This is a genomic window from Bifidobacterium sp. LH_416, assembly GCF_056357055.1.
This window is the reverse complement of record NZ_JBKEVJ010000003.1, coordinates 151,801-178,236: the sequence shown is the minus strand read 5'-3', so window position 1 is coordinate 178,236 and position 26,436 is coordinate 151,801. Positions and strand designations below refer to the sequence as shown.

Annotated in this window: 15 protein-coding genes; 3 read left to right on the top strand and 12 right to left on the bottom strand. The window is 54.5% G+C overall.

Translation table 11 applies throughout. From position 1 onward, the window contains the following. Positions 1-65: 65 nt before the first annotated feature. Entirely contained in the window at positions 66-1,493 is a 1,428-nt protein-coding gene (locus AC1AY0_RS07805) for an MFS transporter (RefSeq protein WP_476524857.1), read from the bottom strand. A 129-nt stretch (positions 1,494-1,622) separates the two neighbouring features. On the opposite strand from AC1AY0_RS07805, the gene AC1AY0_RS07800 reads away from it, so the two are divergent. Further along, positions 1,623-2,681, top strand: a complete 1,059-nt coding sequence (locus AC1AY0_RS07800) for an FAD:protein FMN transferase (RefSeq protein WP_476524858.1) — start codon at positions 1,623-1,625, stop codon at positions 2,679-2,681. Between the two features lie 300 nt (positions 2,682-2,981). On the opposite strand, the gene AC1AY0_RS07795 is transcribed toward AC1AY0_RS07800, so the two are convergent. The 8 genes from AC1AY0_RS07795 to AC1AY0_RS07760 form a co-directional block, all read right to left on the bottom strand. Continuing rightward, entirely contained in the window at positions 2,982-4,826 is a 1,845-nt protein-coding gene (locus tag AC1AY0_RS07795) for an ABC transporter ATP-binding protein (protein ID WP_476524859.1), read from the bottom strand. A gap of 135 nt (positions 4,827-4,961) precedes the next feature. Then, a complete protein-coding gene (locus AC1AY0_RS07790) occupies positions 4,962-6,833 on the bottom strand; it encodes an ABC transporter ATP-binding protein (protein WP_476524860.1) in 1,872 nt (623 codons plus the stop codon). A gap of 205 nt (positions 6,834-7,038) precedes the next feature. Then, the gene (locus AC1AY0_RS07785) at positions 7,039-7,524 is read right to left on the bottom strand and encodes a MarR family winged helix-turn-helix transcriptional regulator (protein WP_476524861.1); all 486 of its coding nucleotides are present in this window, start codon (positions 7,522-7,524) and stop codon (positions 7,039-7,041) included. A gap of 306 nt (positions 7,525-7,830) precedes the next feature. Beyond that, a complete protein-coding gene (locus AC1AY0_RS07780) occupies positions 7,831-10,470 on the bottom strand; it encodes a CBM35 domain-containing protein (protein WP_476524862.1) in 2,640 nt (879 codons plus the stop codon). A 181-nt stretch (positions 10,471-10,651) separates the two neighbouring features. Next, entirely contained in the window at positions 10,652-12,685 is a 2,034-nt protein-coding gene (locus AC1AY0_RS07775) for a glycoside hydrolase family 127 protein (RefSeq protein WP_476524863.1), read from the bottom strand. A 35-nt stretch (positions 12,686-12,720) separates the two neighbouring features. Continuing rightward, a complete protein-coding gene (locus tag AC1AY0_RS07770) occupies positions 12,721-13,563 on the bottom strand; it encodes a carbohydrate ABC transporter permease (RefSeq protein WP_476524864.1) in 843 nt (280 codons plus the stop codon). A gap of 46 nt (positions 13,564-13,609) precedes the next feature. Further along, positions 13,610-14,533 (bottom strand): carbohydrate ABC transporter permease, encoded by a 924-nt coding sequence (locus tag AC1AY0_RS07765; protein WP_476526158.1) that lies wholly within the window; start codon positions 14,531-14,533, stop codon positions 13,610-13,612. A 205-nt stretch (positions 14,534-14,738) separates the two neighbouring features. After that, entirely contained in the window at positions 14,739-16,001 is a 1,263-nt protein-coding gene (locus tag AC1AY0_RS07760; RefSeq protein ID WP_476526156.1) for an ABC transporter substrate-binding protein, read from the bottom strand. 150 nt (positions 16,002-16,151) lie between these two features. Here AC1AY0_RS07760 and AC1AY0_RS07755 point away from each other — a divergent pair, with 150 nt between their 5' ends. Continuing rightward, entirely contained in the window at positions 16,152-17,165 is a 1,014-nt protein-coding gene (locus AC1AY0_RS07755) for a LacI family DNA-binding transcriptional regulator (protein ID WP_476524868.1), read from the top strand. Here AC1AY0_RS07755 and AC1AY0_RS07750 read toward each other — a convergent pair. Next, positions 17,162-19,279, bottom strand: a complete 2,118-nt coding sequence (locus AC1AY0_RS07750) for a glycoside hydrolase family 36 protein (RefSeq protein ID WP_476524869.1) — start codon at positions 19,277-19,279, stop codon at positions 17,162-17,164. The two genes, AC1AY0_RS07755 and AC1AY0_RS07750, sit on opposite strands and share 4 nt — an antisense overlap. A gap of 338 nt (positions 19,280-19,617) precedes the next feature. Beyond that, a complete protein-coding gene (locus AC1AY0_RS07745; RefSeq protein WP_476524870.1) occupies positions 19,618-24,138 on the bottom strand; it encodes a discoidin domain-containing protein in 4,521 nt (1,506 codons plus the stop codon). A 328-nt stretch (positions 24,139-24,466) separates the two neighbouring features. Here AC1AY0_RS07745 and AC1AY0_RS07740 point away from each other — a divergent pair, with 328 nt between their 5' ends. Next, positions 24,467-24,613, top strand: a complete 147-nt coding sequence (locus AC1AY0_RS07740) for a hypothetical protein (RefSeq protein WP_156099609.1) — start codon at positions 24,467-24,469, stop codon at positions 24,611-24,613. Between the two features lie 125 nt (positions 24,614-24,738). On the opposite strand, the gene AC1AY0_RS07735 is transcribed toward AC1AY0_RS07740, so the two are convergent. Continuing rightward, positions 24,739-26,283 carry an amino acid permease gene (locus AC1AY0_RS07735; protein ID WP_476524871.1) on the bottom strand — a complete coding sequence of 515 codons (1,545 nt, stop codon included), beginning with the start codon at positions 26,281-26,283 and terminating at the stop codon, positions 24,739-24,741. Positions 26,284-26,436: the final 153 nt, after the last annotated feature.

The window sequence follows — 26,436 nt, the reverse complement described above, 5'->3', positions numbered from 1 at the left end:
ATAAATATAGTACGAGGTCGCGCCAAACGCAATTCAGCGCGGGACGAGTTACCGCTAGCTATGAGCTACCGTTCCAGCACGTCCAGCACTTTCTTTTCGTTGTAGAACGCGAACACAATGCCACCCAAGCCGCACAGCACAGCAGCACATACTGCGGCGATGCGGTAGCCGGCACCGGATGCCATGCCAATAGTGGAGACGCCGGTGAACAGCAGCATGGCCACCGACTGGCCCATTTTCATGGCGAAAGTGCGCGCCGCATAGAACATGCCCTGGCGATCCTGGCCGGTGGTTTTGGAGCTGGCATCGGCGATATTGGCAACAATGGCTTGCGGCAGAATACCGAATGCAGCCATGGGGATTGCGCCCACTACGGACAGAATCAAGCCCTGCGCCATTGCCGGCAGGAAGGCAACCGCGCCCGAGCCTAGAGCTCCGGCAAAAGCGAACGCACAAGTAAAGATTACGAATGCGACCAGCAAGAGCCGCTTCTTGCCGACGCGATTGGCCAGAATATTTACCGGCATGTAGAACAGCACAGAGACGCCGGTCATCAGCACAAAGTAGATGGTTGTAGTGGTTTCCGGCAATTTCAGCAGCGAGGTGACGAAGAACGGCAGGCCGGTCTGGAAGGTGGTGATAGCCACCCAGTAGACCACGTCGGAGCAGACGAACTTGCGGAATTCGCCGTCGCTGAAGGTTTGCTTCAGTGATTCAATGGTGGATTCGGAAGTCGGCTGAGAATTGACGTAATCCTTTTCGCGGATGGTCAGCGGCGGCACCAGCATGCAGATGAACGCCACAGCGGCCATGATGGTGAAGGTCACGCGGATGGCGGTGATGCGGCCAAAAGCAGGGACCAGTCCACCCCAAATCACCGGAGCAACATAGGCAATCGCGGTACCAGCAACCCAGGTGAAGGAAATTGCCGTGGAAATAGTGAGCTGTTGCTTGGAATCATGGCCAAGCTCAGCGATCAGCGCGTTGTATGGCGTGCAGTAGAACGTAAGCGCAATGTAATAGCCGATTACGGTGACGAACAGGAATGCGCCGTTAATCCAACTGGTGCCGTTGATTGGGCTCCAAAATACCAGCACAGTAATGATGGCGAGCGGCGCCGCGGCAAATTTCAGGAACGGCATGCGGCGGCCAGCTTTGGCATTGCACCGGTCAGAGAGGGAGGCTACGGCCGGGTCTACGAATGCGTCGAAGAAGCGCGCGAATGCGGTGATACCGCCCACTACGGTCACGATGCCGAGCACTACGAGCCCTTGCGGCACGAAAACAGTTTGGCCTTGGGAGATGGTTTCCTGATCAGGCTGGTAAAAATACACAAGCCAGTTTGAAATAATGCCGGAGAGCAACGCCCAGCCGAACTGGCCGACAGCAAAGGCCCATACTTTAACAATAGGCAGATCTTTGATTGATGCTGCAACTGCAGCTCCAGATGCGCCCACACTGCCGGTTGAGGAAATTCGATCAGAACCGCTCATAGCCAAACCTCCTTGTTGACACTATGTCAAGCAGTTTATCACCGATACCCTTTATACGCCCCGCTTTTGCACACTAATGCACCCCAATGCGAGTCAGCGCGCCTAAGCACACATACCTATGATGGCCATATGACCAATCTCAGCGAACAATTGCCGCACACCATGGCCTTCCCGCATGCCCTAGGAACAGGCCTCATCGTGCAATCAACGCTACCCGCGGACGCTCCGGCCACCGGCACCGCGCAGCATGGCATATCGCTGTATGACTCCATCGATATTCTTATCGACGGCTACGAGGCCGCGCTCTCCCGCTTTCGCAGTAATTCCACGGTTTCGCGCATGAGCAAGGCCGAGCATGGCGGCACATTTGATTTTCCGGACTGGGCCGAGCCGCTGTTTGATTTGTATGATCGATTGTTCGCCGCGACCGAGGGCGCAATTGACCCGTGCGTAGGCGAGGATTTGATTCGGCTTGGCTATGATGCCGCCTATTCGTTCACCGTTGCATCAGATGCATTTGGGATCGATGATTCTTCGGCTGGTGCCGAATGCGCAAGCATAGACGGCGAAACACCTGTGTCCCGCGCCGGTCAAGGAAAATTAGGCGCGATTCATGGCCGACCAACTTGGGTTGATGATGTGGAACGCCACGGCACAACACTGATTACTCGCCGCCCGGTTTCCCTTGATTTTGGCGCTTGCGGCAAGGGATATTTGGTTGATTTGATTGCGGCAATGCTAGGCGCTGCCGGTAACCAGCCCGTTTACTATGTCATTGACGCGGGTGGGGATCTGCTCATACACACAGCCCAGCCAATTACCATCGCGCTCGAAGATCCGAGCAATCCCGCCAATGCCGTAGGTGTCGCCGAGCTAAGTTGCGGTACATTTTGCGCCAGTGCTCCAAGTCGACGCCATTGGGGCGAGGCTGCCGGCCATCAGCTGCATCATTTGTTGAATGCTATCGACGGCTTGCCGGTCGATGATGTTGCTGCCACTTGGGTGTCCATTGCGCCGAACGCACAGACCACGTACCCAACCGCTGTGGCAGATGGCTTGGCCACGGCCCTATTCACCACGCCGGCCGCACAACTGCGCAAATATTTCAATTTCGATTGCGCCGTGCTCAATGCGGACCGGACCGCAGCCCAGTCCGCGGATTTCCCCGGCGGTTTCTTCCAGAAATAGATATGCCAGTGGGGTAAGACCTCGGCCCCACCGAGCATTTTCCCCACTGAAAACGGTTCAGTGAGGCAAAATCGTGGGTAGGCCGAGGTTTTACCCTGCTGAAGCCCCTCCGCGCAGGGCATCTCCTCGGCTTACCCGAGGATTCACCCCACTGAAGCCCTCCACGCGGGGCATCTCCTAGATCTACCCGAGGAATTGCCCCACTGACTTCACCCCAGCGGGGCAATTCCTCGAACTCCCCGAGATTTCGCCCCGCTGAGACCCCTCCCCGCGGGGCATTCCCTCGGCCTACCCGAGGATTCACCCCGCGAGCGAGAACTGGCTGTTGTACAAATCGGCATAGAATCCACCTGCGGCGAGCAGTTCGTCATGCGTACCGCGCTCGATGACGTCGCCGTGGTTCATGACGAGAATCATATCGGCGTCGCGAATGGTGGAAAGTCGGTGCGCGATCACAAACGAGGTGCGGCCCACGGTCAACGCGTCCATAGCTTTCTGAATCAGCTCTTCGGTACGGGTATCGACCGAAGAAGTCGCCTCATCGAGGATGAGAATCGGCGCATCCTGCACCATGGCGCGAGCAATGGTCAACAGCTGCTTCTGGCCAGCAGAAAGCGAGGATTTATCGTCCAAAACCGTGTCATATCCTTGCGGCAACGAGCGAATGAAGTGGTCTAGGCCAACTGCGCGGCATGCATCTTCAATCTGCTTATCAGTCACGCCAGGCTTGGAATACGCGATGTTTTCACGCACTGTTCCACGGAACACCCAAGTGTCCTGCAGCACCATGGAGAACTGGTCGTGCACATTCCATCGCGGCACGGACTTAGTATCCACACCATCGATTGAAATCGAGCCACCGGAAATCTCGTAGAAGCGCATCAACAGATTCACCATCGTGGTCTTGCCGGCACCGGTCGGACCCACAATAGCCACCTTCTGGCCGGCCGCCACAGAAGCCGAGAAGTCGTGGATAATCGGCTTATCCGGTTCGTAGCCGAACTGCACATGACTGAATTCCACGTCACCGTGCACGGCACGGCCGTTAGCACCGAGCAATGCAGCCTTGCCGGATTCGTCCGCCATTTCCGGCTCTTCCAAGAAGCCAAATACGCGTTCGGCGGCAGCCGCGCAACGCTGCAAATTCTGGAAGGCCTGCGCAAACTGGCTCAACGGCTGAGTGAACAGGCGAATGTACATCATGAACGCCACGATCACGCCGAATTCAATCTGTCCGTCCATGGCGAGCGCCGCACCCACCACGCACACCACCACGTAGCCGAAGTTGCCCACGAAGTTCATCAGCGGCATCATCAGGCCGGAGAGGAACTGCGACTTCCAGCCGGATTCGTAGAGGTCGGCGTTGTACTTTTCGAAGCGACGAATCGAATCCGCCTCACCGTTGTACGCCTTCACAATCAGATGGCCGGCATACATCTCTTCCACGTGACCGTTCACGTCACCCAATGCTGCCTGCTGCTTGGCGAAGTACTTCTGCGAAGCCTTCATAATCACCATCATGAGCACGAGGCCAATCAAGCTGGCGCCGATGGCACATAGGGTCATGATCACGTTGTTGTAGAACATCATGACCAGTGCGCCCACGAACAATGTCACTGAGGTAATCAGTGAGCCGAGGCTCTGCCCCAGTGTCTGGCCGATAGCATCCACATCGTTGGTGATGCGGGAAAGCACGTCGCCGTAGCTGACTTTGTCGAAGTACTTCAGCGGCAGTTTGTTGATTTTGACAGAGATCGATTCGCGCAGTCGCTGGGCTGTGCGCTGGGTGACGTTCGCCATCATCCAGCTTTGCGCATAACTCAGCACTGCGTACCCCACATACAGGGCAACGAGCAGCCAAGCAATACGCCCAACTTCGCCGAAATCGATGGAGTTCATCACCGGCTTGCCATTGACCGCTGCCGGCAAACCTTTGACGATGGCGTTGGTCATGTCCTTGAGCTTGTCCGGACCAATGATTTGGCAGATGGTTCCGGCCGCGCCCAGCACTAGGGCAACGATGATGACGGGAATGTAGTTGCGGCAATAGTGCACGAGTTTGCCCATGACTTTGCCGAAATCGTTGGGCTTTTCGACCGTGCGCCCAACCGCACCGGGGCCGTGCCCCATAGATCCTCTTGGCATTGGCTGTTCCTTACGTTTTCTGTGTGTTTGGCCCTCTGACGAGAGAGGTGTGTTTCTGTGAAGTCTTTTTGGGACTACCCCTCAGTCCGCTCCGCGGACAGCTCCCCTGACAAGGGGAGCCATTGTTGGCGCATCTCAGGCCATCAGTTCGGCTTTGCTGAGCTGGGATTCGGCGATTTGGCGGTACACGTCGCAGGTTTCCAACAGTTCCTTGTGCGTGCCCTGCCCAACCACGCGACCATCATCAAGCACGACGATGAGGTCGGCGTTCATGATGGTGCCGATGCGCTGGGCCACGATGAGCTTGGTGGAATCCTTAGCTTCGCGAGCGAGCGCCTCACGTACTTCGCGGTCGGTTTTGAAATCCAACGCGGAGAATGAATCATCGAAAATCAGGATTTCGGGGTGACGATATACCGCGCGCGCAATGGACAGGCGCTGCTTCTGACCACCGGACACATTGGAACCACCTTGGGCGATTGCCGCCTTGAATCCGCCATCCATGCGGTCCACGAATTCGCTGGCCTGCGCCACATCCGCAGCCGTTTTCACGCGAGTCATCTGCTCAGCGCTCATGCCTGCATCGTCTGCGGCTTGACCAGCGGCAAGCAGCTCGGCTTCACGTTTGCGACCGGCAACAGTGGAGGTATCAGCGAGCTCGACAGTGCTGGATTCGCCTGGCTTATCGCCATAGCTCACATTGGATGCCACAGTTCCCTTGAACAACACCGACTGCTGCGGCACATAGCCGATCTTGTCTCGCAGAGTCTTCAGGTCATAGTCGCGCACATCCACGCCGTCGACCAGAACCTGGCCTTGCGTGGCGTCGTAGAATCGCGGCACCAGATTGATCAGCGATGATTTGCCGGAACCAGTGGAGCCAATGAACGCTACGGTCTGGCCGGCCTGGGCACTAAAACTGATGCCCTCGAGCATGGCCTCGCGCGAATCCGGGTAGGTGAAGCCGACGTTCTTGAATTCCACCGTGCCATGCTGGCCGGTTTTTGCCACGTCTGCCGCGGTTTTGGTGCCGTTCTTCACCATCGGCTTGGTGTCGAGCACTTCCAGCACGCGCTGTGCGGACACGTCGGCGCGCGGCCAGAGCACGAACACCATGCTCATCAGGAGGAAGCTCATGATGACCTGTACAGAGTAGTTGGAGAAGACCACCATGTTGGAGAACAGGGTGAGCTTGTCGGTCAGGGTCGCCGCATCAATCAGGTAGGCGCCGATCCAGTAGACGGCGAGCATCAGGCCGTTCATGATGGTGTTCATCAGCGGCATCATGAACGCCATGGTACGGTTGGTGAACAGCTGGGTTTCAGTCAGGTCCTTGTTGGCTTTGGTGAACTTGGATTCCTGATAATCCTCGGCATTATAGGCGCGCACGACCTTGAGGCCGGTGAGGTTTTCGCGGGCCACGAGGTTGATGTTGTCGGTCAAGGTCTGCATGGCCTTGAACTTCGGCATGACCATGGCCATCATCACGATGACGGCAGCCAGCAGAATCACGACGGCGATGCCGGTGGCGAGGGTCCATTCGAAGCCTTCGCCGGCGATTTTGGCTACTGCCCAAACCGCCATGATTGGTGATTTGACGATGAGTTGCAGACCGATGGTGATGAACATCTGAATCTGCGTAATGTCGTTGGTGGAACGGGTGATGAGGCTGGCCGTGGAGAATCGGTTCATTTCAGCCGGCCCGAATGATTCTACCTGCCTGAATTCCAGCGAGCGCAAACGCTGCGTGAACGACGAGCCCACTCGTGCGGAAATATAGCCGGTGATGATGGCGCAGACCACGGAGCCGAGCGAGATGAGCAGCATCTTGCCACCGGCAATCCAAATGTCTGACATGTTACTGCCCGGTGTCTCAACCAGCGTGGTGATGTCTGCCATGTAATCAGGCAGCTTCAGGTCGAAGAAGACCTGCCCCACGATGGTTACCAGTGCGAGCAGCATCTGCCCTATCTCCGCTTTGGAGAGATATTTCATGATGCGAAGCATTGTTTCCCCTTGTTGTTGATTCCCCACCTTGTCTCTCTTCTGCGAAGGGAGCTGTCAGCGAAGCTGACTGAGGGGAGGTATTGCGTTACTCGATTTATTTTCTACTATTAAATTACTTACAGTGTAAGATATTATGCGCAATGCGAGGACATCTGTTGATTTCACTATGAGTGAAACACAACTGCGACAAGAAGCCTGCAGGAAATTAAGCGGCGGACTGCCTATCTTCGAACGCCTTGCGCACTTCTTCTGGAGTGGGCCTCGGCTCGCCCGGCTTGCAAATCGACATATACGTGGAGAATTCGCGCATCAGATCAACGAACTCACGAGTACGCCGCTCCCCCATCTGCGAGAAAATCCAGCAGAAGGCGCTACGAGCCTCCTCCATATCCTTGCGCCCGCGTTCTCGCCCAGCTTCAGTGAGTTCCACGCGCACCGCACGTCGATCATTGGGGTCAACAGACCGCACAATTTGGCCTTTTTTCTCCAGCGCAGATAACACCGCAGAAATACGACCAGTGGTGACATTCATGGCATCGGCCAACTGCGAAGGCGCCATAGTGCCTTTATGAGCCAACATGCGAATCACGAATACCTCACCGGCACCATGACTCAAATCGCGCTGCATCTGCGACCTGTGGCACCACACATCGCGCCACAGCGTCTCAACCGCCTCTTGCTCAAAACCCATGGCCTGTCTCCTTAATCAGTCATCGCAATGGAGCTTGTTGCACACGGCACTCAGCAAAAATATTCATACAGCACATGAGCTCCATCGCATTGCGCAGTAATAATATCTCACACTATAAACAATTTACTGCGCCAGTTTTAACTTTTCCCGTGAAGTCAAAAACTGATCATGGAAAAACGGGGCTTTGGTGCCAACCCACATAGGTTCAGCATCAAAGCCCCGTTCAATAGCCAATTCAGACCGTTATCGATTATGATTCACTGCCCTACTGCGGGAAAACGTAGGGCAGCAGATTCCAATTACAGGTCACGCATGACTGCGGCGATATGCAATCAAAGCTCCGACGACAGCAAGCACTATGGCGGCAAGCGCAATACCGCCAACCGCGGCACCGGTGTTGCCGATGGCATCCTTACTGGCGCCGTTGGCACCGTTATCAGAACCATCAGTATTGCCTTGGTTATCTGCACCAGGTTTGGTATTGTCGCCCGCACCATCGTTGCCGCCTTCAGCCTTCTTCAGGCCATCCAAAGCCTTCTGCAACGCGGCAGCGGCGGTATCCACCTCATCCTGCGAAGCATCCGCCTTGGCATCCACGGCCTCAGCAGGCTGCAACGCAGCAGACAGCACAGCATAGGACTCCTTGGTGTAATCCTTCTTGGCAACACCCTTTGCCTTAGCGATCAATGCCTCCAAAGCAGACTTATCCACAGAAGGCTCCGGCGAAGTCTGCACGGCAGTACGAGCCACAGTCATGGAGTCGAAGTTAGGAGCATAGCCGTTGGCATTGCCCAATAACACCGTGTTCTCGCCCTTCTTCAAGGTGACGCGAATCGAAGTAGTCCAGTAGTTCTTCCAACTCCGAGTGTTAGTGAACACAACATGTTGAGTGGATGCTGAATCTCCGTTCACAGTTACATCAGCCCAACGACTCTTTGTCTGGAAATTATTGTTGTCCGCTACTTCATTCTGCGCATAGGCAAAGGTCAGAGTGTAATCGCCATCCTCGGAAGCGTTTACCTTGTTGAACTGCAGCGTGTTGCCTTCACCGGCACCCACCCAAGATACGGCGTTGCCGTCCACTTTCGCAGTGCCAGATAGCGTGTTGTCCGAGGATTCGGCTTCATAGAAGTCCACTTTGGAGTCAGTAGCAACAGGCTGTACGTAATCAATTTTCACGCCGCTGGCCAAGGCCGCATTATCAGAGGGGACCAAATCAATTTGATTGACGCCAACAGGCAGATACACCCGCACCACAGCAGTGTTCCAAGTATTCGCATCAGCGGTTTGCGGCAAAGTCATCGTGACCGTCTTGCTCCGATTCAGCTTGAAATCAAGCTTTCGATTCACGGGCAGAGCACCATCAGCCGGAGCAGAATACCGAACATTGACGTCATAGTAACCGCCCTTATCGGCCGTGACAAAGAACGCGGTATCCGAATCATCAGACTCAAAACCCTGAACATACCCCGTTCCGGAGTAGCCGTTCACTGCACCATATGCCACTTGTGCAGAGCCTGCAAGACGAGCATATTCAGCCTCATAACGCCCGTTTTCCACCGGGGATTGAGCAGTCTGAGGCGTAAGAACCGCGTAATACGCCGACTGCTTTTTCAAGCCGGACAGTGCAAGACCGTTCTTCAGACCTGCAGCATCAAGGTCATACTCACCCACCACATAATCACCGGTCGAGGGCTCTCCCTTATCGATGCCATATACAGTCACGTGAGCACCATTGGGGAACTTGGTGCCATCGAACTTGAGATTCACGGCATAGTTAGCGGCATCGGAACCACCGAAGAGTACACGAGCCTGCTGCTTGGTCTCATCATAAGAAGCTACAGCCTGAGTGGTCTGGTTGGCATCAGCCAACTGCACATTCACGGTATTGCCGGTCATACGGCCATACCAGTTGTACAGCCACCATGAACCGGTGGCCTGATTGTTCTTCACAACCAATTGGTCAAGGTCACCTGCAGGCTGCCAATACGGGAGGTCAGCAGACACTTTGGTATTCTCAAAGCGAGCAACATATTGCACCATGGAGCCCGGAGTCTGAAGATATGCCGTATTGTTCGGCGCATATTCATTGATGCTGACAGGAATATCCGCGTCCGGCCCCAAAACATCATCAACGATTTTGTTCCAATCATTCAAATCGTCCGTGAATCGCTTGGGCGAATTCAGTTCATGCCATGTAACAATGTCCGGAATCACATTGTTTTCCTTGGCAAACTGCAAGAAATCGCGATAATGGTTCGAGTAGTAGCTGGAGAAATTGGGGCCAGCAATACGAGCCTCGGGATCAAGACTGCGAATGTACTGGAACATTTTCTTCCAATCATTCTTCATCTTCACCCAATTAGGATTATCCGAGTTGAAATTCTTATCAACGTTCGGGTTCTGGCTGATGCACACACCCTTGTTGTAGTTGGCGTCACCACAATCCGGCTCGTTGAGCGGAACATACACATAGGAATCCTTGTACGGGCTCTTCTGCACTGCTTCCACCTGCTTTTTCAGCAATGGGAAGTAATCATGCTCAATATCCGGCTTGTATTCAGAATACGGCCACGGAATCGGGTAAAAGTCCTTCAGATAAATCTGGATGTCGCCTCCACCATTGCGTTTCCACTGGTCGGCAGTTGTCATCACATCACCATTCGGATGCTGTTGACCATCAATCGGACGTCCTACAAGCGAATCAAGATGAGACAGGCCGTTCAACATGGTATCGGTGGGAGCACCATCATCAGCAATGCCGTACAGAAAGCCCGTAGCGCCATGTTTCACGGCGCCTGTGGACTGATCTAAGTCCACAGCAATATTCTGGGCATCAACAATAGGCGTAGTCTCATCGGCCATAGCAGGTGCCGAAGCCACCACAGCTCCTGCGCCCAACGTGGCCACGGCAAGTAGCGACGCCAATGATTTGCGTAATTGCATACTTCTCCTTCTGGTTGATGAATGCATACGTCATCACCTAGGGAGCGCAACCACAAGATCGGCTCCCTTGCCGATGCCCTATGCGTGTTGTTTCCCGTCTTCATTACCATCAGGAGACGGGACGCCTTCGCGGCATGCGAGCCTTCATTCAAGCCTGCCGCGAAGGAGGGTCCTTTTTGTATTAGTGGCTGGTTTCCCGCACCCACACCTGCATCTGGCCTTCGGTGCGGTTGCACCAGGCATAATACGGAATCATGGTGAGCGATGCAGTTACATCAGTAACTGGCGCAGACGCTGAAGTGTATAGCGCATCGGAATCCTGATCCGCACGAGTGCCTTGGAAGGTTAGTCGCTCTACACCGTCAAGCAAATCAGGCTCATATGCCTGTACCACTGGAGCATCAGCAGACATGCCATAAGTCCATAGATCGTATGGGTTATCGGCCTGTTCCATGCAGTACACCACCGGGCCTCGAGCCACTGCTATCTTGCCGATGTCCTCCTTAACCTTCAGCGAGGCGCGTATACGCCGTACGTCCATATTCAAGACAAGACGAATATCCGTATGCTCGCCGGAGATATCAATCACGATAAAGCCATCCCGAGATTCAATATCGGCCTGCGCCAACTCCTTCCCGTTAATCGCAAGCGACCAGCGTTCCGACCAGGAGGGAATACGTATCGCAAGCTTGCGTTCACAATGATTTGGATTGCTCACATGGAATGCAATGTTGCCATTCCACGGGTAGCCTTCACCTTCCTGACTTTGCTCGATAACCAATCCCTCACCAAAGTCAGCCTTATTGGCAATGAACTGGTGAGCGTAAATCGTATCCGCGCACACCGTGTATAGATATCGATCAAGGGAAGCAAGCAGTCGCACGATATTAGCCGGGCAACAGGCACAATCAAACCATCCGGCACGACGAGTCAACACATGAGCTTTAGTTGGGTTGCCTTTGGATGCAGCAGGGTCCGCCTCCAAAGGATTCACATAAAAGTAGCGAGTACCATCCAGCTGGATGCCGGCGAGCATACCGTTGAACAGCTCAAGCTCCATCACATCTGCCACAGAGCCGCGGGGCTTGATTTCCATTAGCGCTTTGCCGTAGAACAACATGGCCACGGAAGCACAAGTCTCACCATAAGCCAGACCGTTTGGCAGATCGTAGTCATAGCTGAATGCCTCACCAATCTGGCATGATCCCACGTTACCGGTTACGTACATGTTCCGATCCACGATGGCATTCCACAGGCGCTCGGCAGTATCTAACATGCGCCTGTCATTGAGCAGACGACCGACTTTTGCAATCGCAGTGGTCATGTATAGCAGCCGGACTGCATGACCTTCAGGCTTGGTAAGGTCTAATACCGGTTCTTCCATCAGGAAGTATTTGAGCGGCATATCAAGCCCTGGATAGAATTTCGGGCCTCCGGCGTGGTCCTGCTCCTCGAAGAATTCAGGGTCCATACCGCGTACGCGAATAAACCATGCGGCTAAATTGAGCCAACGATGCTCACCGGTAGCTTCATACAAACGCGCGAGCGCCAACTCGATTTCTGGATGACCATCCGGTCCATGGACCTTGCCTTCACCGTCTCCAAAGTTGGCATCAATGCAACCTGCAACGCGTTCTGCAATATCGAGTGCCTTACGGGAACCGGTAACCTCCCAGTTCGCAACAGCGGCCTCAATGAAGTGTCCCATCGTATACAGCTCGTGACTCCAACGCAGACTATGGAATCGCTCCTGCTTAGGAAGGTCGATTTCAAACTTGGTATCCAAGTAGCCGTCTTCGTCTTGCGCATCCGCAAATAGACTGATGACTTCGTCTACCTGCGCTTCGAGTTTGGCCAAATCGCCACCCTCGGTTTTGCCGGCAAAGCGCAATGCATAGCTCGCCGCCTCCAGCCATTTGGACACGTCCGTGTCCTGGAATGGCTGACCTGCAAACTGACCAGGCTCGCGGCCGGCCGCAATGCGCAGATTACGCATTGAATGGCTGAATTTATTGCCGTTCTCACCCCACGCCGCACCTTCCGGCACGTCCACGGGCACTTCGTCGTTCAATGCACGCCACTGGTAGGGCAGCGCGCTATTCACCGTCATTGAACGGTAGCGCCCCCAAAACTTGGATGTAATATCCACTTTCGGGTAGGCCGGCTCACGGACCCCCTCAGAGGGGATTGCAGTCTGTGATGTTTTGCCAGTCATGAATTTTCCTTCCTTTGTCCTTCGTATCGCGCAGATTAATCCTTCATGCCGCTGGTCTTGATGCCTTCGGTGATGTACTTCGAGCAGAAGAGGTACAGGATTGCCGGAGGAATAATCATCAGCATCGAGAAGGCCATCTGCAGCGGCCAGTTGGTCTGGTTGCCGCCACCAGCAAGCTGGAAGGAGGTCAGCGCACCCACGGTGAGCGGCTTCAAGTTGTCGGAATCGATGAAGATCAACGGGGTGAACAGCTCGTTCCACCAGAAGCTTGCGGACATAATGCCCACAGTGATGAAAATCGGTTTGCCGAGCGGCACAATCACACGCCAGAATGCCTGCCAGCGGTTGCAGCCGTCCAGCATGGCGGCTTCATCGATGGATTCAGGAATCGAGACAAAGAACTGACGGAATAGGAACACGTTGTACGGCTGGGCAAAGAATGCTGGCAGAATCAGCGGCCAGAACGAATCCAGCATGCCGAAAGCACGAAACAGCAAGTATTGCGGAATCACCAGAGTGGCAGTTGGCACCATCATCGTGGCGATGATGATAGCAAAAATCACGCCGCGGCCCTTGAAATGCATACGAGCCAGAGGGTAGGCCACGATGGAGCTGGAGAGCAGGGTACCAATCGTATTGCCGATGCACAGAATGAGTGTGTTACGCAGATACAGGAGCGTGGATGGGTTGCTCAAAACCGTAACGTAATTACTCCATTGCGGATCGCTGGGGAACAGTTGCGGCGGGAACGCGGAAATGCCAGTCAGGGTTTTGAGTGAGTTGCAGAAAATCCAGTAGATCGGGAAGAACATGAACAGTGCGACGATGATCATCACCACATACTGCAGTACGGTGAACCACTTGGGAGCTTTAAACATGATTATCTCTTTTCGTCTCTAAGCAACGGATACAGCGAGCGCCACGTCACTTGCGGTCCATGAGCTTGAATTGCAATGCGCCGATAATGGCCACAATGATGAACAGCACCACAGCAAGCGCAGAGGCCTGCCCCATGTTGAAGCTCTTGAAGGCCTTGTCGTAGATGAGCAGACCAAGCACCTTGGTAGCATCACCCGGACCGCCTCCGGTCAACGGATAGAGCAAGGTGAAGGCACCATTGAAGGAGTTGACGGTGCAGCTGACCACATTGAACAGCATCATCGGAGCAATACCAGGAATGGTCACATGGCAGAACTTCTGCCAGCCATTGGCTCCATCCAAGGATGCCGCCTCATACAGCTCGGCGGGCACATCTTTCAATGCTGCGGAAAAGACGAGCATCTGCTGTCCGGTAGCGAAGGTGAACACAGAAGCATACGCCACCACAACCCACACCAAGGTATTGCTACCAGTCCAGTTCGGTGGGTTAGTAACACCGATGAGCTTCAGCACGTAATTGACGATGCCGAGCTGGGGGTTGAACATCAGAGTCATGCAGCCAGCCATCACCACGGACGGCATGATGGTGGGCACGTAATAGAAGAACTGGAACAATCCCTTGAAGCGTACTTTGCTGTTGAGCAACATGGCCAGAATCAGGGAGAAGAGAATGGAAACACCTACGTTGATGATGGTGAAGACGAAGGTGACCAATAGTGTCTTGCCGAGTTCGGAGTCACCGGACATCAAATCCACGTAATTCTGCAAGCCTACGAATTGTGGTTTGCCCAACAGGTTCCACTTGGTCAGGCTGAGATAGAAGCTGAAGAGAATCGGGAAACCGCTAAACAGCAGGAATCCAATGATCCAGGGCTCAGGAAGCCCCAACCCGCGGCGGCATCCGAACGCCGCTTGGGCTTCTTCGCATCTTTGCGTGATGCGGACACAGCAGCGGTGGTCATGGTACATATTCCTTTCTTACATTCGAAAGATGATGCGTAGGAAATCGATATCGAAAAAATGGGTATTAAGCGCCGTAAAGCCTGTGCCGCCCGCCGACCATAATCGGCTGGCGGCACAGGCTTTACGGAGGAGGAAGGAAGAAGAAAAAGGAGAAGATGAAGAGGGGGCTGGAGACTTAGCAATTCAGACCAGCAAAGTCTCCAGCCAAATGTCACTGGGCAGACTCGATATCCTTGTTGGCCTTGTCCACAGCAGTCTTGAGCACATCGTTCTCAGAGGTTTGGCCAAGGATATAGGCGTTGATCTGGTTGTACAGGTCAAAGGTCGGGGTGGAAGGAACTGTGGTGTAGCCGAACTTGCCCTGCTCAGCAGCTTCGGTGAAGGCAGCCCAGTTGCTCGGACCATGCTTGCCCTGAATCTGGTAGTCGCCCTTGTCGCCGATGGACTTGAACGGGGAGATGTTGGCGTTGGCCTTTTCAAGAGCAATCTGACCCTTGCTGCTCATCATCCACTTGAGGAACTTGTAAGCAGCAGTCTTGTGCTTGGACGAAGAGGAGATGGCGAAGAAGGAAGTGTGCAGGGAGTCGTAGTCCTGTCCGTTAGGCGCTGCAGGCATTGGGGCGATATCCCAGTTGAAGTCGACGTCTTTATAGGTGTTGGCGATCAGCCAGCTGCCGCCGAGGGTCATAGCAGCCTGGCCTGCAGCGAACAGGTCGGAGACCTTGGAGCCGGAGGATGGAGCGGGCTGGACCTTCAATTCGTTAGTCATCTTGTTCTGGTATTCGAGCGCGGCCTTCAAGCCCTTGCCCAAGGACAGTTTCCCATCCTTGACCACAGCGTCACCGCCCTGACCGGCCAATGAATACCAAACGCCATTGAAGCTCGGAGCATCGGAACCCCACTGCGTGGTCTGGCCATTCTCAGTCTTGGTGAGCTTTTGAGCGGCTGCTGCGTAGTCATCCCAGGTCCAATCGGAGGTTGGGTAGGCGACGCCAGCGGCATCGAACATATCTTTGTTGTAGTACATGATTTCAGTGGCCATGCCCTGGGAAAGACCGTAGTAACCATCCACTTCATCAGCGATGCCCTTGATGGCAGGCAGGAAGTCATCGGTCTTGACACCCATGTCAGCCAGCTTGTCATCAAGCTTGTCAATCACACCGTTCTTGGCATAGCGCACGTAGTCGGCTTCCTGCAGCAGCATCACGTCAGGGGCGTTGTTGCCGAGAATCATCTGGTTAATCTTGGTGTTGTAGGAATCGCCAGGAACCTTGACTTCCTTCAACTGGATGTCCGGATTGTCCTTCTTGAACTCCGAAAGCACCGGGAAGGTGTCCCAGTAGGAGAAGGTCAGGGTGTTGTCGTCCGACTGAGCAGCCGTGCTGCTTCCACATGCCGCCATTGCACCAAGGGATGCAATTGCGGCCACCGCGGCCACAATCTTCTTGGCACCATTGCGCAAACGAACGTTCATGATGTTTCCTTTCTGTGTTCAGCCCGCTCTCTCGACCTTGAGTTTCACTCTGCGTTGAGGGTTTGGAAAGCAAGTAACTTCAGCATAAAAATAACGTTTTCACTTTCTTCTAGATTTGCGCGGTTAGGAAAGTTTTCCTAAAATAGCCCTGTGATTTCTCGTGTTACCTTGCAAGACGTAGCCGATGCAGCCCATGTCTCTTTAGCCACAGCTTCCAAATCATTAAATGGCACTGGTCACATCTCCGCGCACACTCGACGATTGGTGCAAACCACCGCTAAAGAATTGGGTTATCAGCCACGATCAACGGCGGAACAACGAACCACACACCAACAATCAGGACTTATCGGCCTGGTATCCGCCGACTTTGAAGGCCGCTTCTCCATGCCGGCCCTTTCCGGCGCAGAAGATACGCTTGGCGTCGCCAATCACGCAGTGCTACTTACGAATTCACGCGGAGACCCACAAATCGAACGCGACCATATCGATCAAATGGCCGCACGAGGCGTCGATGGTCTGCTTATTCTCGGCGGCGAAACCGATGCCCGCCCTCCAATCAAGCCCGGCACCGCATTAGGCATTCCCATCGTATACGCCTATGCACCTTCCACCGACCCCAACGACAGTTCCATCACCGTAGACAATGTGCACGCCGGAGAAATGGCAATCAATCACCTATTGGAACAAGGCCGCACCCATATCGCAATGCTGGCCGGCCCAGAGTACTATCGAGCCACCAAAGATCGCGTGGCTGGCGCAGAGCATGCTATGGCAGCCGCTGGATTACATTTTTCTGCGCCTACACGATACGGAAACTGGCATGAATCATGGGGCCGAGTGGCCACCAATCTACTCATCGAATCCGGGGAGCAGGTGGACGGCTTGTACTGCCTCAACGACATGCTCGCGCGCGGCGCCATTGAATCATTCTTAGATCACGGCATTCGAGTGCCAGAGGATGTGGCCGTACTTGGCCACGACAACTGGTCAGTCACGGCTACAGAGTGCCGCATACCAATCACTACATTTGATAACAACTTGCATGAACTTGGGCGGAAGGCAGCACGCATGCTGCTTTCCGCCATTAAAGGTCACCCGGTCACGGGCATCACCACAATGGATTGCTCCCTGATTATTCGAGAATCCACTATTGCCAAGCACTAGCGCGCGGTCACGGCAAAAGTACGCGAGGCATACTCGCCTACCGGCACGTCAATACGCAACGTACCATCTGCCGCATTCCAAGCGGTGGCCCAAGGATTACAACCATCTTCCTGAGTCGGGAATACCGGAGTCACGGAAACCTCACGGCCCTTGAACTGAGGCAAGCGTAATGTGCTCTGCGCACAGAATGGATCGCGAGCCCATACAGTAACGAGCGCCTCGCCCGGAGCAGTGTTCAATCCCAACGCCACCACGACATCATCCCATTGGGGCAATCCTAATGGCCAGAATGGCGTGGAATTTCCAATCACCGGCTGCACATGATGCTTGTATGCCTGAATACCGGATTCCACCAGCGCGTGCTGCGCCGCACCCATGCGGTTCAAGTATCCAGATAGGAAGAATCGGCCTAGGAATGTGGTGTTGATGTTGAACGCCGTGGTCTCCGTGTCCATATCGGACTGAGGATACGCCCAGCTCGCTGCCTGTTCCGGCAGCATCATCATAGGAGCTGCCGCGGCAATAGCCGGATACAGTTTCCAATCCTGCTGGTCAGAAGTGGATTGCACTTGGAAGCGAGAAAGCTGCGCAAAGTCCTCGCGCATACCGCCAGAGGAGCAATTTTCAATAATAAGATTCGGATATCGCTGGTATAAGGAATCAATCCATGCGCTGTACGCGCGATTATGGCCAAGTAGACCATCGCCGTCACTGTCAGCCTGATAATCGGTACCGGAACCCGGCGAAACGTTGTAGTCAAATTTGAAGTAACCGATGCCATACTCGTTCACCAATCGATCAATCACTGAATCAAGGTGAGCACGAGCCGCATCGTCACGCAAATCCAGCAGATACCGATCCTGTTCCACCACACGCTGCCCATGACGTTGGAAGAATGCAGAATCCGGCAGCTTCGACGCCATCGGACTTTTCACGCCAATGACTTCCGGTTCAATCCAAATACCCGGAATCATGCCCTCAGCTCGAATAGCGTCAATCACCTCAGTGATGCCGTTCGGGAAACGTTTCTTCGATGGCAGCCACTCCCCTACCGATGGCCACCAGTTACCGGTGTCGTCATACCATCCGCAATCAATTACAAAGATTTGGATACCGACTTCAGCAGCGGCCTTGATGAGCGGGAGTTCCTTTTCCGTGGTCGGATCGCCGTAGATGGTGTTCATATAGTCGTTAAACACCACACTGGGTTGCGCGTTGTCCCGATGCGGCGTGCGGAACACTCGGCGGTACTTTGTCACTGCAGCAATAGCATCATCTACCGTATTTGCCAGAGCAAAAGACGCCGGTACCGAGGTAAACGATTCACCAGCATGTAGCACTTTCTCCCATGCATGGTTTTCACTGGTCGGACCGGAAAGCGCGATATTGCCATCAATGGTGTCATCGTTGATTTCCCAACGCCATGCGCCGTTATGCTCGATCTGGAAAAGCCACGTCAGGCCAAATCGTTGAGATTCCAGCATGGCCAGCGGTGCTGCAGTGCCCGTAGACCATGTGCCGGTAGAACACACCATATGCTCTTGGCGTGGGTCTACTTTGGTGAGTTCCTGACCAATTTTCGGAAGCAAATCACGTACTTCGCGCTTCTGCCAACGTCCTTCGGCAAGCCAATCAAACTGAGCTTCGTGCAGTGTCCATGCTCTTACGTCTGGCTGTTGACCGTTCGGTGCACCAAATGCACTGGTCCAACTGGTTACTGTATCCAATACCACCGGCACAGCCGCATCAGTATTGGTCACCGTGACTTCCGTGCGCACCATTGGCACAGTCTCGTTAGCCGCATAACGCACAACGGCTTCAATACCACGCGTACGGTCCGCAAGCACAATCTCTAGTTCGTGATGCTGCCCATGAACTGTTTCTACGTGCCGCTCATACCGCAATGAAGTACCGATTACCGTATGGGTCAGCTTGTTGCAAGCTAAGCGATGACCAGTACCAGTAGTCATAATCTCCACGATAGGTGTGCGATGGACGAATACGGCTTTGGCTTTCCCCATGCAGATAGAGCGCACTGCTACATAATCATCATCCGCATAGTCGAACGCCATCGACACACTGCCCGCGTTCCAAGTAAAAGTATGAGACATCATCGTGCTCCTGTTTGCTCATATATTGTTATGGCACCATGCACATCCGCGCGGAACAGCACACATCACATGCACCATGCCTAATACGCACAGGCTATCCACCTAGCCTCATATGAAATCGTTATTATCCTCGGTAGGAAAACTTTCCCGACCTTCGGGGCAACCAATACAACTGCCCCTGCAATGAACATCGCAGCATTTCCTGCGTTTCTTTTGCGCAAACAATGTGGGGGCTTTTCATCATGCTCATTATGCGCATGATGAAAAGCCCCCCACAATTCTCTATGTTCAGTTATGTATTCAGGTACTGCCAAGCCTTACTTGGCAATCGGCAACACCAATCACGCGCGGCGCTTGCGAATGCTGAGCAGCACGACTGCAGCTGCAGCCAGCAGAGCTGCAACACCGGCAATACCGCCGATGGCAACGCCAGTGTTCTCCAGCTTGCCACCAGCCTTATCGCTGGACGCACCGGGCTTATTGGTGTTCTGGCCGGAGCCCGGAGTCGCCTCGTTGGCCTTAACCGTGACCTCGAATGTTGCGCTCACACCGCGGTAGGAGACGGTAATGGCCTTCTTACCGGCAGTGGTGGAGTCGAACGTTCCGAGGGCAAGTTGCGGGTCATCGAGAGCGATCGGGACCTCTTCGGTGGTGGCGGATTCGCCTTCACCGCGCTGATACACAGCAACAACCGTCAAGCCAGTGGTGTCCAGCTTGTCGCCGATGGCGTATTCGGTCTTCTTCGGGCCAGTAATCTTCAGCGAAGCAAGCTTGGCTGCATTGAAGGTCACCGTATAGGTCTTCGTGGAGGACTTGTCGGCCGGAGTCACCGTAATGGTGGCCTTACCGCCGAGTTGGCCATCCTCAGTGCCTTCCACCGTAACGGTGGCGGCACTGTCAGCAGCGAAGGCCTGCAGCACGGGGTTTGTTTCCGTATCGATCGGCAAATCAACCGTGTAATCGGTCTTGCCCGCATCGAAGCCCTTGATGGTTTCACCGTCAAGACGCAGATCGCCAAGCGCGGCGTCAGCGGCCGGCTGCGGGGCCAGTACCGTGCTGTCCTTGGCGAATACCTGGATTTCCGCCACATTGATGTACACCTTGGTGTCTTGCAATGTGTTGGTCAGGCGAATGGCCTTGGCAACAACCGGAGTGCTGAGCACGAAGTCAGCAATTGGGGTGTCGGCAGCGGTTGAATCATCGTTATCGGACTGCTGCTGTTGCACATACCAACCGGTCTTGGTATCGACTGTCTTCCAATCACCGTTTGCGTCCTGGTATTCGAGGGTTTGGCTCTTCGGCCAGGATGCACGGCCATCGCGGTAGAAGTAAGTCTTCACTTCGGTGATGGTTTGCAGTTCGTCGAAGGTGAAGGTGGCGACTGGATCAACCGTTGAAGCAGTGGACGCCCAAGTGGACCAACCCTTGGCTGCAGTGTCACCATCGATGGCCTTCGCGCCGGAAGAACCTTCCTGGAAGTTCACATCGAAGCTTGTGCCGGAGGCTGCAGCGATGTTCTTAATACCGCCAACAATCGGAACCACGAATGCTTCGAGCTCAGTGGCGTTCATATAGTCATTGTTCACAGTGTTCACAATGCGCACTTGAGTGGCCTGAACTGTGCCCTGATCAGGCTTGAACGTTACTGTTTGCCCAGCGGATGGTTGAACTTCGCTACCGAACTGCGTCCAGGTAGTGCCATCGGTGGTGTACTCGGCCTTGGCGGAAGCCGGAGCCTTGTCGCCGTAAGTGATGGTCAGGCTGCTGACTTCACGCTCGGTACCGAAGTCCACTGTGGCAGTCGGGCTGGCGGAATAGTCGCCGGCTTTGTTCCACGTCACCCAAGCTTCGGCAGATGTGTCACCATCCGTGAGCTTCTTCCACTGATCGCCCTTGCTGTATTCCGTCTGCTGGTTAGTAACCGTCACATTGGATGCAGTATCGGCGATATTCTCCGGCTGAGCAGCCGTGATGTACAGTGTGGCCTTTACGGGCAGGCCGTCGACCGTACCGTCGATGGCAATCGCATCGCCAACCTTGGCGGCCGCGAGCTTGGCTTCGAGTCCGTCAAAGTTCCACTGGACCTGAGCGGCATCAATCTCGAATGAGGGCGATGCCTTGACATGGGCGTATACCTTAGCGGATTCGATAGCAGCCTTGGCAGATGTGAGATCAGCGCCAGTGAGCACTGTGGCTGATACAGGATCGACTACTGTAAAGGCTCCAACATATACGGATGCGGTAACAGGGAACTCGTTGCCGAATACATCCGTTGCAGTTGCAGTCGCCTCGTAGGTACCTTCCTTTGCGGAATCCACCTTGGACGTATCCCAATCGGATACAGCAGCCTTGCTCTCGCCCCAAGTGTAGTAGAGCGTTACTTCGGTGGGCATAGTTGGCACAGCGCCAACTGCGGTTTGCACACTGACAGCTTTGGCACCGGTAGGCGTACCGGCACGCAGAGTCCATGTCTGGTTAGCTGCCGGGGTCTCTCCGGTGGGAGAGTAGTCAAGCCCGACCTTGGTGCCAGTCTTAGTGCTGGATCCGCTCACGTCAAGGTTCTTCTTGGCATCAGCATTGAGTAGCTGATACGTGGAGCCATCGGACGTGTTGAGAATCCATTTAGCGGCCGGGTCACTCTTCGCCTGCTCGATGGTCTCATCGGAGAGCGCATTGGTGCCATCCTTGGAAACAAGCACTTTGCCTTCACCGTTGGTCACAACATAAGCCTTGAGATCAGGGCGATCAGTGCCGGACTGGTCAATCTGGGTGAACGTCCAAGCCTGCTTCTTGGCGTCAGCCAAAGTGTCAGCGGCGTCCGCAATGGAAAGAGCAGAGTCACCGGAGGCCGTAGCAGACAGGTTCTTGCCGGACTGAGTGCCGACGAGCTGGTACGTGTGTCCAGACTGTACTCCGGCATCTTCGGCCACACCAGTGACGCCCTTGAGCTGAATGGAGGCGATGGAGCGGGCGGGCACGGTAACCGTAGCGGTCTTGGCAGCCTTGTCGATCACCACAGAACCGGCAGCCTGCTTGACGTTGCTGGTCTTGGCGAATACTTCCGGAGTTGCTGAGTCAACGCCGGCATCCTTGTCTGCCTGTGAGGTTTCAGTAGTGAGGTAGAGATCGCCAGAAGCATTGTCAGCGATGGTTCCGTACTTGGAGAGGTCGATGACGAAGGTCTGATCGGTCTTGCCGGAGTTGCGGTGCACAATCGTCTGAGTTGCATCAGCTCCTTCGCCGGAAGTGGCGGTCATCGTGTTGTATTCATCATTGTTGGCAACGATTTTGTCACCGGCATGGATGAACTGGGTGACAGCCTTGACGCCGTTGTACTTCGCATTGGCAATAACCGTGCAGGGTGCGAGACCATCAGTCGTGCCACCGTTGTTGTTTACTCGGCGCTCGGAGTAGAGCTTGCCGTCGGCACCTGCCACAGTGCAGTCAAAGTCCATGAGCACGGTGCCCCAGTTGGTGTTTTCACCCTTCGGGTTAACATCGGAGCCCATCTGCATGTTGTAGAGATCCTCAACAACCTGCCAGAAGGTGAAGTCCTTGGACTGCAGTCGGGTTACGTTGGCGGAAATGTAGCTCATCATGCCAAGCGCATTATCGAAGCCATATGGGTTGTACGAGCCGGACTGCCAGGAGCCATCCACCTCGCTCATCGAAAGCTTCTTGTTATCGGCCTGCGCAATATCTCGGGCCACCAGCTGACGCCCGGTGGAGTAGGCATGAACGTTGTACTGGCTGATGAGGTCTCGTACTTCTTGTGGATACTGGTTGTACGAGCCAACGAAGTCAGAGGCGTTCGTGGCATCGGTGGCGGCAATAACAGTGTCTTCGTTACCGTTGAGCGCTGCAGCCAAAGCCTTGAGAGTGGCCTGCTGTTCGGCATTGTTGACGTGCATGCCTTCCTGCGGCTTCTTCAGCGCGTCAGTGTACGGAGTGACGGTCTTGTCTTTGTCGGAGTAATACTTATCCCAGTAGTTGTTAATGAGTTGGGTGTTGGCATCGCTTTCATCGGTGTACTTCGACGCCATGTCTCCAGACGTGCCCCAATAGCTGGTTTCGGACTCGTTGAACGGCTCGACAGTATCGACATTGGTGCCGAGGCTTTCGATATGGTCGACATTTTTGGCGAGATACTGGGCGAACTTCTCTGGGTTGGCAAGATTGTTGCTCTTGGAGTTATACCCACCGGTGGCGTATCCGCTGTTGGTCAAGAACCATGGCGCAGAGTTGGCGAAGACTTCAACATCAGTGATGTCGGGATTATCGCCAGTGGCGCCGCGTTCAATCCACCAGTCTTGTGCCGCGGACTTTGAGAAGTCGTATTCGTTGTCATCGGTAGGGTCGAAAGCAGCAGCAAGCTTGTCTTTGTCTGCTTGATTGGTGGTTACGCCTTCGCCATAGGTGCCAGAACCGGTTGGATCGTCCTTCCATGTGCCTGGAACGGCTGCGCCTTGGCGCATGAATGGGTAACCGTAGGCTACGTCGGAGGCGTTGCCGCCGCCTACGTTGTAACGGGCCATATTAAGGTCAAGTCCATCTTCGCCGAAGATGGACTGGTAGAACTGTTCGCGTAATTGCTTGCCGTATTCGAGAGCTTTGGCCTTGGATGCATCATCACCGAGGTTAGTGGTGATGGAGCCTTCTTCGCCGAGGTTACCGGTGGCATTGGCGAACCACGCCAGCGAGGTGCCCCATCCATCAAAACTGTTGGCATACCACGGATTAGGCGTTACGACGATGGCATCGCTATCATCTGCATACGCAGTGCCAGCAACCGCAAACGCCCCTCCTCCCATCAACGTCGCTGCTGCAACCATTGCAGCGAGCGATTTGCCCAGTACCTTCATTGGTCTCCTTAGATTTCCTGCTATTTTGCCGCATTTATGCATCAGAGAGAATCAGCCTTCGCATCATTGCGCGTCGGCTTCTTTGCCCGACATACGGCTCGCGCCGGCTCCTTCTTCCGGCACTATCAGAATGTTTACGATAACATTCCGATGCGAGCTAATCCTAGCACAACTCGGCATTTCATGACTACCCCTCATTCATCTTTCGTCGAGCGCACGTATCACACAAATCGGCTAGAAACGCCTTATTTTCTAGCGTTTGTAACACATCAGGTCTATGCTTAAAAATTACATGATGGCATTGTAGCCATACCAATGAAGGGGGACCATGATGAATCGTACTCACAAGGTGCTGCTCTGCAGCATAGCCGGATGCACACATGAAGCAGAGGAAGCGGGCATGTGCAATATGCACTTCACGTCTGCTCTGGTACATGGTGCATTGCAGTATTCCGCCCGCCCAGTGCACAGCTGACCCAGTGCATAACTGATTCAGAGCTCAGCCGCCCGGTGCACAGCTGAGCGTTTTGATTATTGTCCGCAGATACAAAAATCGGCCCACAAGGAACCGATTTTTTTAATGCCCTAACGCCGCTACGCCTAGCGCTTCAGCGCTTCCTTCAAATCACGGTTCTGGAAGCGGTCGTGCAGCAGGCAGTATCCGCCGAAAATCACCAGCCAAATCAAACCGGCGATAGCGGAACCGCGCGTATCATCCGCAAGGAATAGCGTGCAGTAAACGAACACGAAGAACACGATGGCCACAGTGTTCAGCACCTTCCAAGCCGGCATCACAAAACCATCGGCAATAAAGTCAGCCGAACGGCGGTACTTGCGGTGTGCCACCATCGTGAGCACATAAATGAACACGATCACCGCGCTGGAAGCGGATGCGAACAGCACGAATGCGCTGGAAATACCAGGAATCGAGTTAATCACCGGAGACAGCAGAATCAGCGCAGCAGACACCAAAATGGCGCGCGCCGGCACCTGGCGCTTGGAGACCACACCAATCTTCTGGAAGGTCGGCGATTCGGAATCAGCAGCCAGCTGGTACAGGTGGCGGCCAGCGGAGTACAGCAGCGAGTTCAACGCGGAAGATGCTGCGGTAATCACCACGAAGAACACCAGTGCAGCCGCCCACTTCAGGCCCGCATACTGGAACACCATGATGAACGGAGACGCGAAGGAGCCGTCCTTGTTCGGCTTGAACGTGGTCCACGGCACGATAGCCATGATGGCCAGCAGCGCACCCACGTAGAAGATCAGCACACGGATGATGATTTCGTTCACAGCCTTCGGCAGCACCTTGCGCGGATTCTGCGTTTCGGAGACGGTCACACCAACGAACTCAATCATTTCGTAGGCGTAGAACACCATCTGGAAGCTCATCAGGAAGCTCAGCCAACCGTTCGGCGCAATCGAGAAATTATTGGTGATGTTGTCGAGTCCGGCATGGCCCGCGGGCGAGACGCCATCTTGCCCAGTGATTTGCACGGCATCGTAATGGTAACCAATCACCACCATCACCACAGCGGTGGCAATCATCGCGCAAATCAGCGTGATCTTAATCATCGAGAACCAGAATTCAGCCTCGCCGAATGCTTTAACGGCAATCAGATTAATGGTCACCAGCGCTGCGAGGAAGCACAGTTCAATCAGCCATTTCCAATGGCTCAGATCCATGCCGAATGTATCGAAGAAGGTGATGAAGTATGTGGAAACGGCTGTGATTTCGCTCATGCCGATGAGCACGAGCACAATCCAGTACGACCAGCCAGCGAATTTACCCCAACCGTTGCCGAGGTAGCGGGTAATGAAGTTGATGAATGTGTGCTGGCTTGGATCGCGGTACATGAGCTCGCCGATGGCGCGCATCAGCAGGAACATGATGATGCCCACACCGATGTATACGAAGACGATGCTCGGGCCGGTCAGTGCGATTGACTTGCCGGAACCCAGAAACAGGCCAGTGCCGATGGTGCCGCCGATGGCGATGAACTGCACGTGCCGGTTATTGAGGCCACGCGCCATTTCGTTGTCTTGATCCAGGCTTTCCACAGATTTCAGCTCACCGGAGCCGTTACCCTGAACAGTTGCCGCGCTCGTAGTACTGCCGCTGGCAGTTGTTTTCGATTCAACCATGCCGTTCATTCTCTTCCTGGCGTCCGGTGAACCGGCCGCTCCAATCGTTCAATTCAAGTTCAGACTGTAGCATTGTGTGGTGCACCATGGCCACGGCGGTTCAATATAGCGGCGTAACAATGTTGTAAATTCCCCTGCAAAAAGTTCAATTTC

Excerpts from the sequence above, each read along its gene's own strand:
- AC1AY0_RS07735 (WP_476524871.1), bottom strand. The coding sequence starts at position 26,283 with ATGGTTGAATCGAAAACAACTGCCAGCGGCAGTACTACGAGCGCGGCA.
- AC1AY0_RS07750 (WP_476524869.1), bottom strand. The coding sequence starts at position 19,279 with ATGATGTCTCATACTTTTACTTGGAACGCGGGCAGTGTGTCGATGGCG.
- AC1AY0_RS07795 (WP_476524859.1), bottom strand. The coding sequence starts at position 4,826 with ATGCCAAGAGGATCTATGGGGCACGGCCCCGGTGCGGTTGGGCGCACG.
- AC1AY0_RS07800 (WP_476524858.1), top strand. The coding sequence starts at position 1,623 with ATGACCAATCTCAGCGAACAATTGCCGCACACCATGGCCTTCCCGCAT.
- AC1AY0_RS07745 (WP_476524870.1), bottom strand. The coding sequence starts at position 24,138 with ATGAAGGTACTGGGCAAATCGCTCGCTGCAATGGTTGCAGCAGCGACG.
- AC1AY0_RS07780 (WP_476524862.1), bottom strand. The coding sequence starts at position 10,470 with ATGCAATTACGCAAATCATTGGCGTCGCTACTTGCCGTGGCCACGTTG.
- AC1AY0_RS07785 (WP_476524861.1), bottom strand. The coding sequence starts at position 7,524 with ATGGGTTTTGAGCAAGAGGCGGTTGAGACGCTGTGGCGCGATGTGTGG.
- AC1AY0_RS07790 (WP_476524860.1), bottom strand. The coding sequence starts at position 6,833 with ATGCTTCGCATCATGAAATATCTCTCCAAAGCGGAGATAGGGCAGATG.
- AC1AY0_RS07765 (WP_476526158.1), bottom strand. The coding sequence starts at position 14,533 with ATGTACCATGACCACCGCTGCTGTGTCCGCATCACGCAAAGATGCGAA.
- AC1AY0_RS07775 (WP_476524863.1), bottom strand. The coding sequence starts at position 12,685 with ATGACTGGCAAAACATCACAGACTGCAATCCCCTCTGAGGGGGTCCGT.
- AC1AY0_RS07760 (WP_476526156.1), bottom strand. The coding sequence starts at position 16,001 with ATGAACGTTCGTTTGCGCAATGGTGCCAAGAAGATTGTGGCCGCGGTG.
- AC1AY0_RS07740 (WP_156099609.1), top strand. The coding sequence starts at position 24,467 with ATGATGAATCGTACTCACAAGGTGCTGCTCTGCAGCATAGCCGGATGC.
- AC1AY0_RS07770 (WP_476524864.1), bottom strand. The coding sequence starts at position 13,563 with ATGTTTAAAGCTCCCAAGTGGTTCACCGTACTGCAGTATGTGGTGATG.
- AC1AY0_RS07805 (WP_476524857.1), bottom strand. The coding sequence starts at position 1,493 with ATGAGCGGTTCTGATCGAATTTCCTCAACCGGCAGTGTGGGCGCATCT.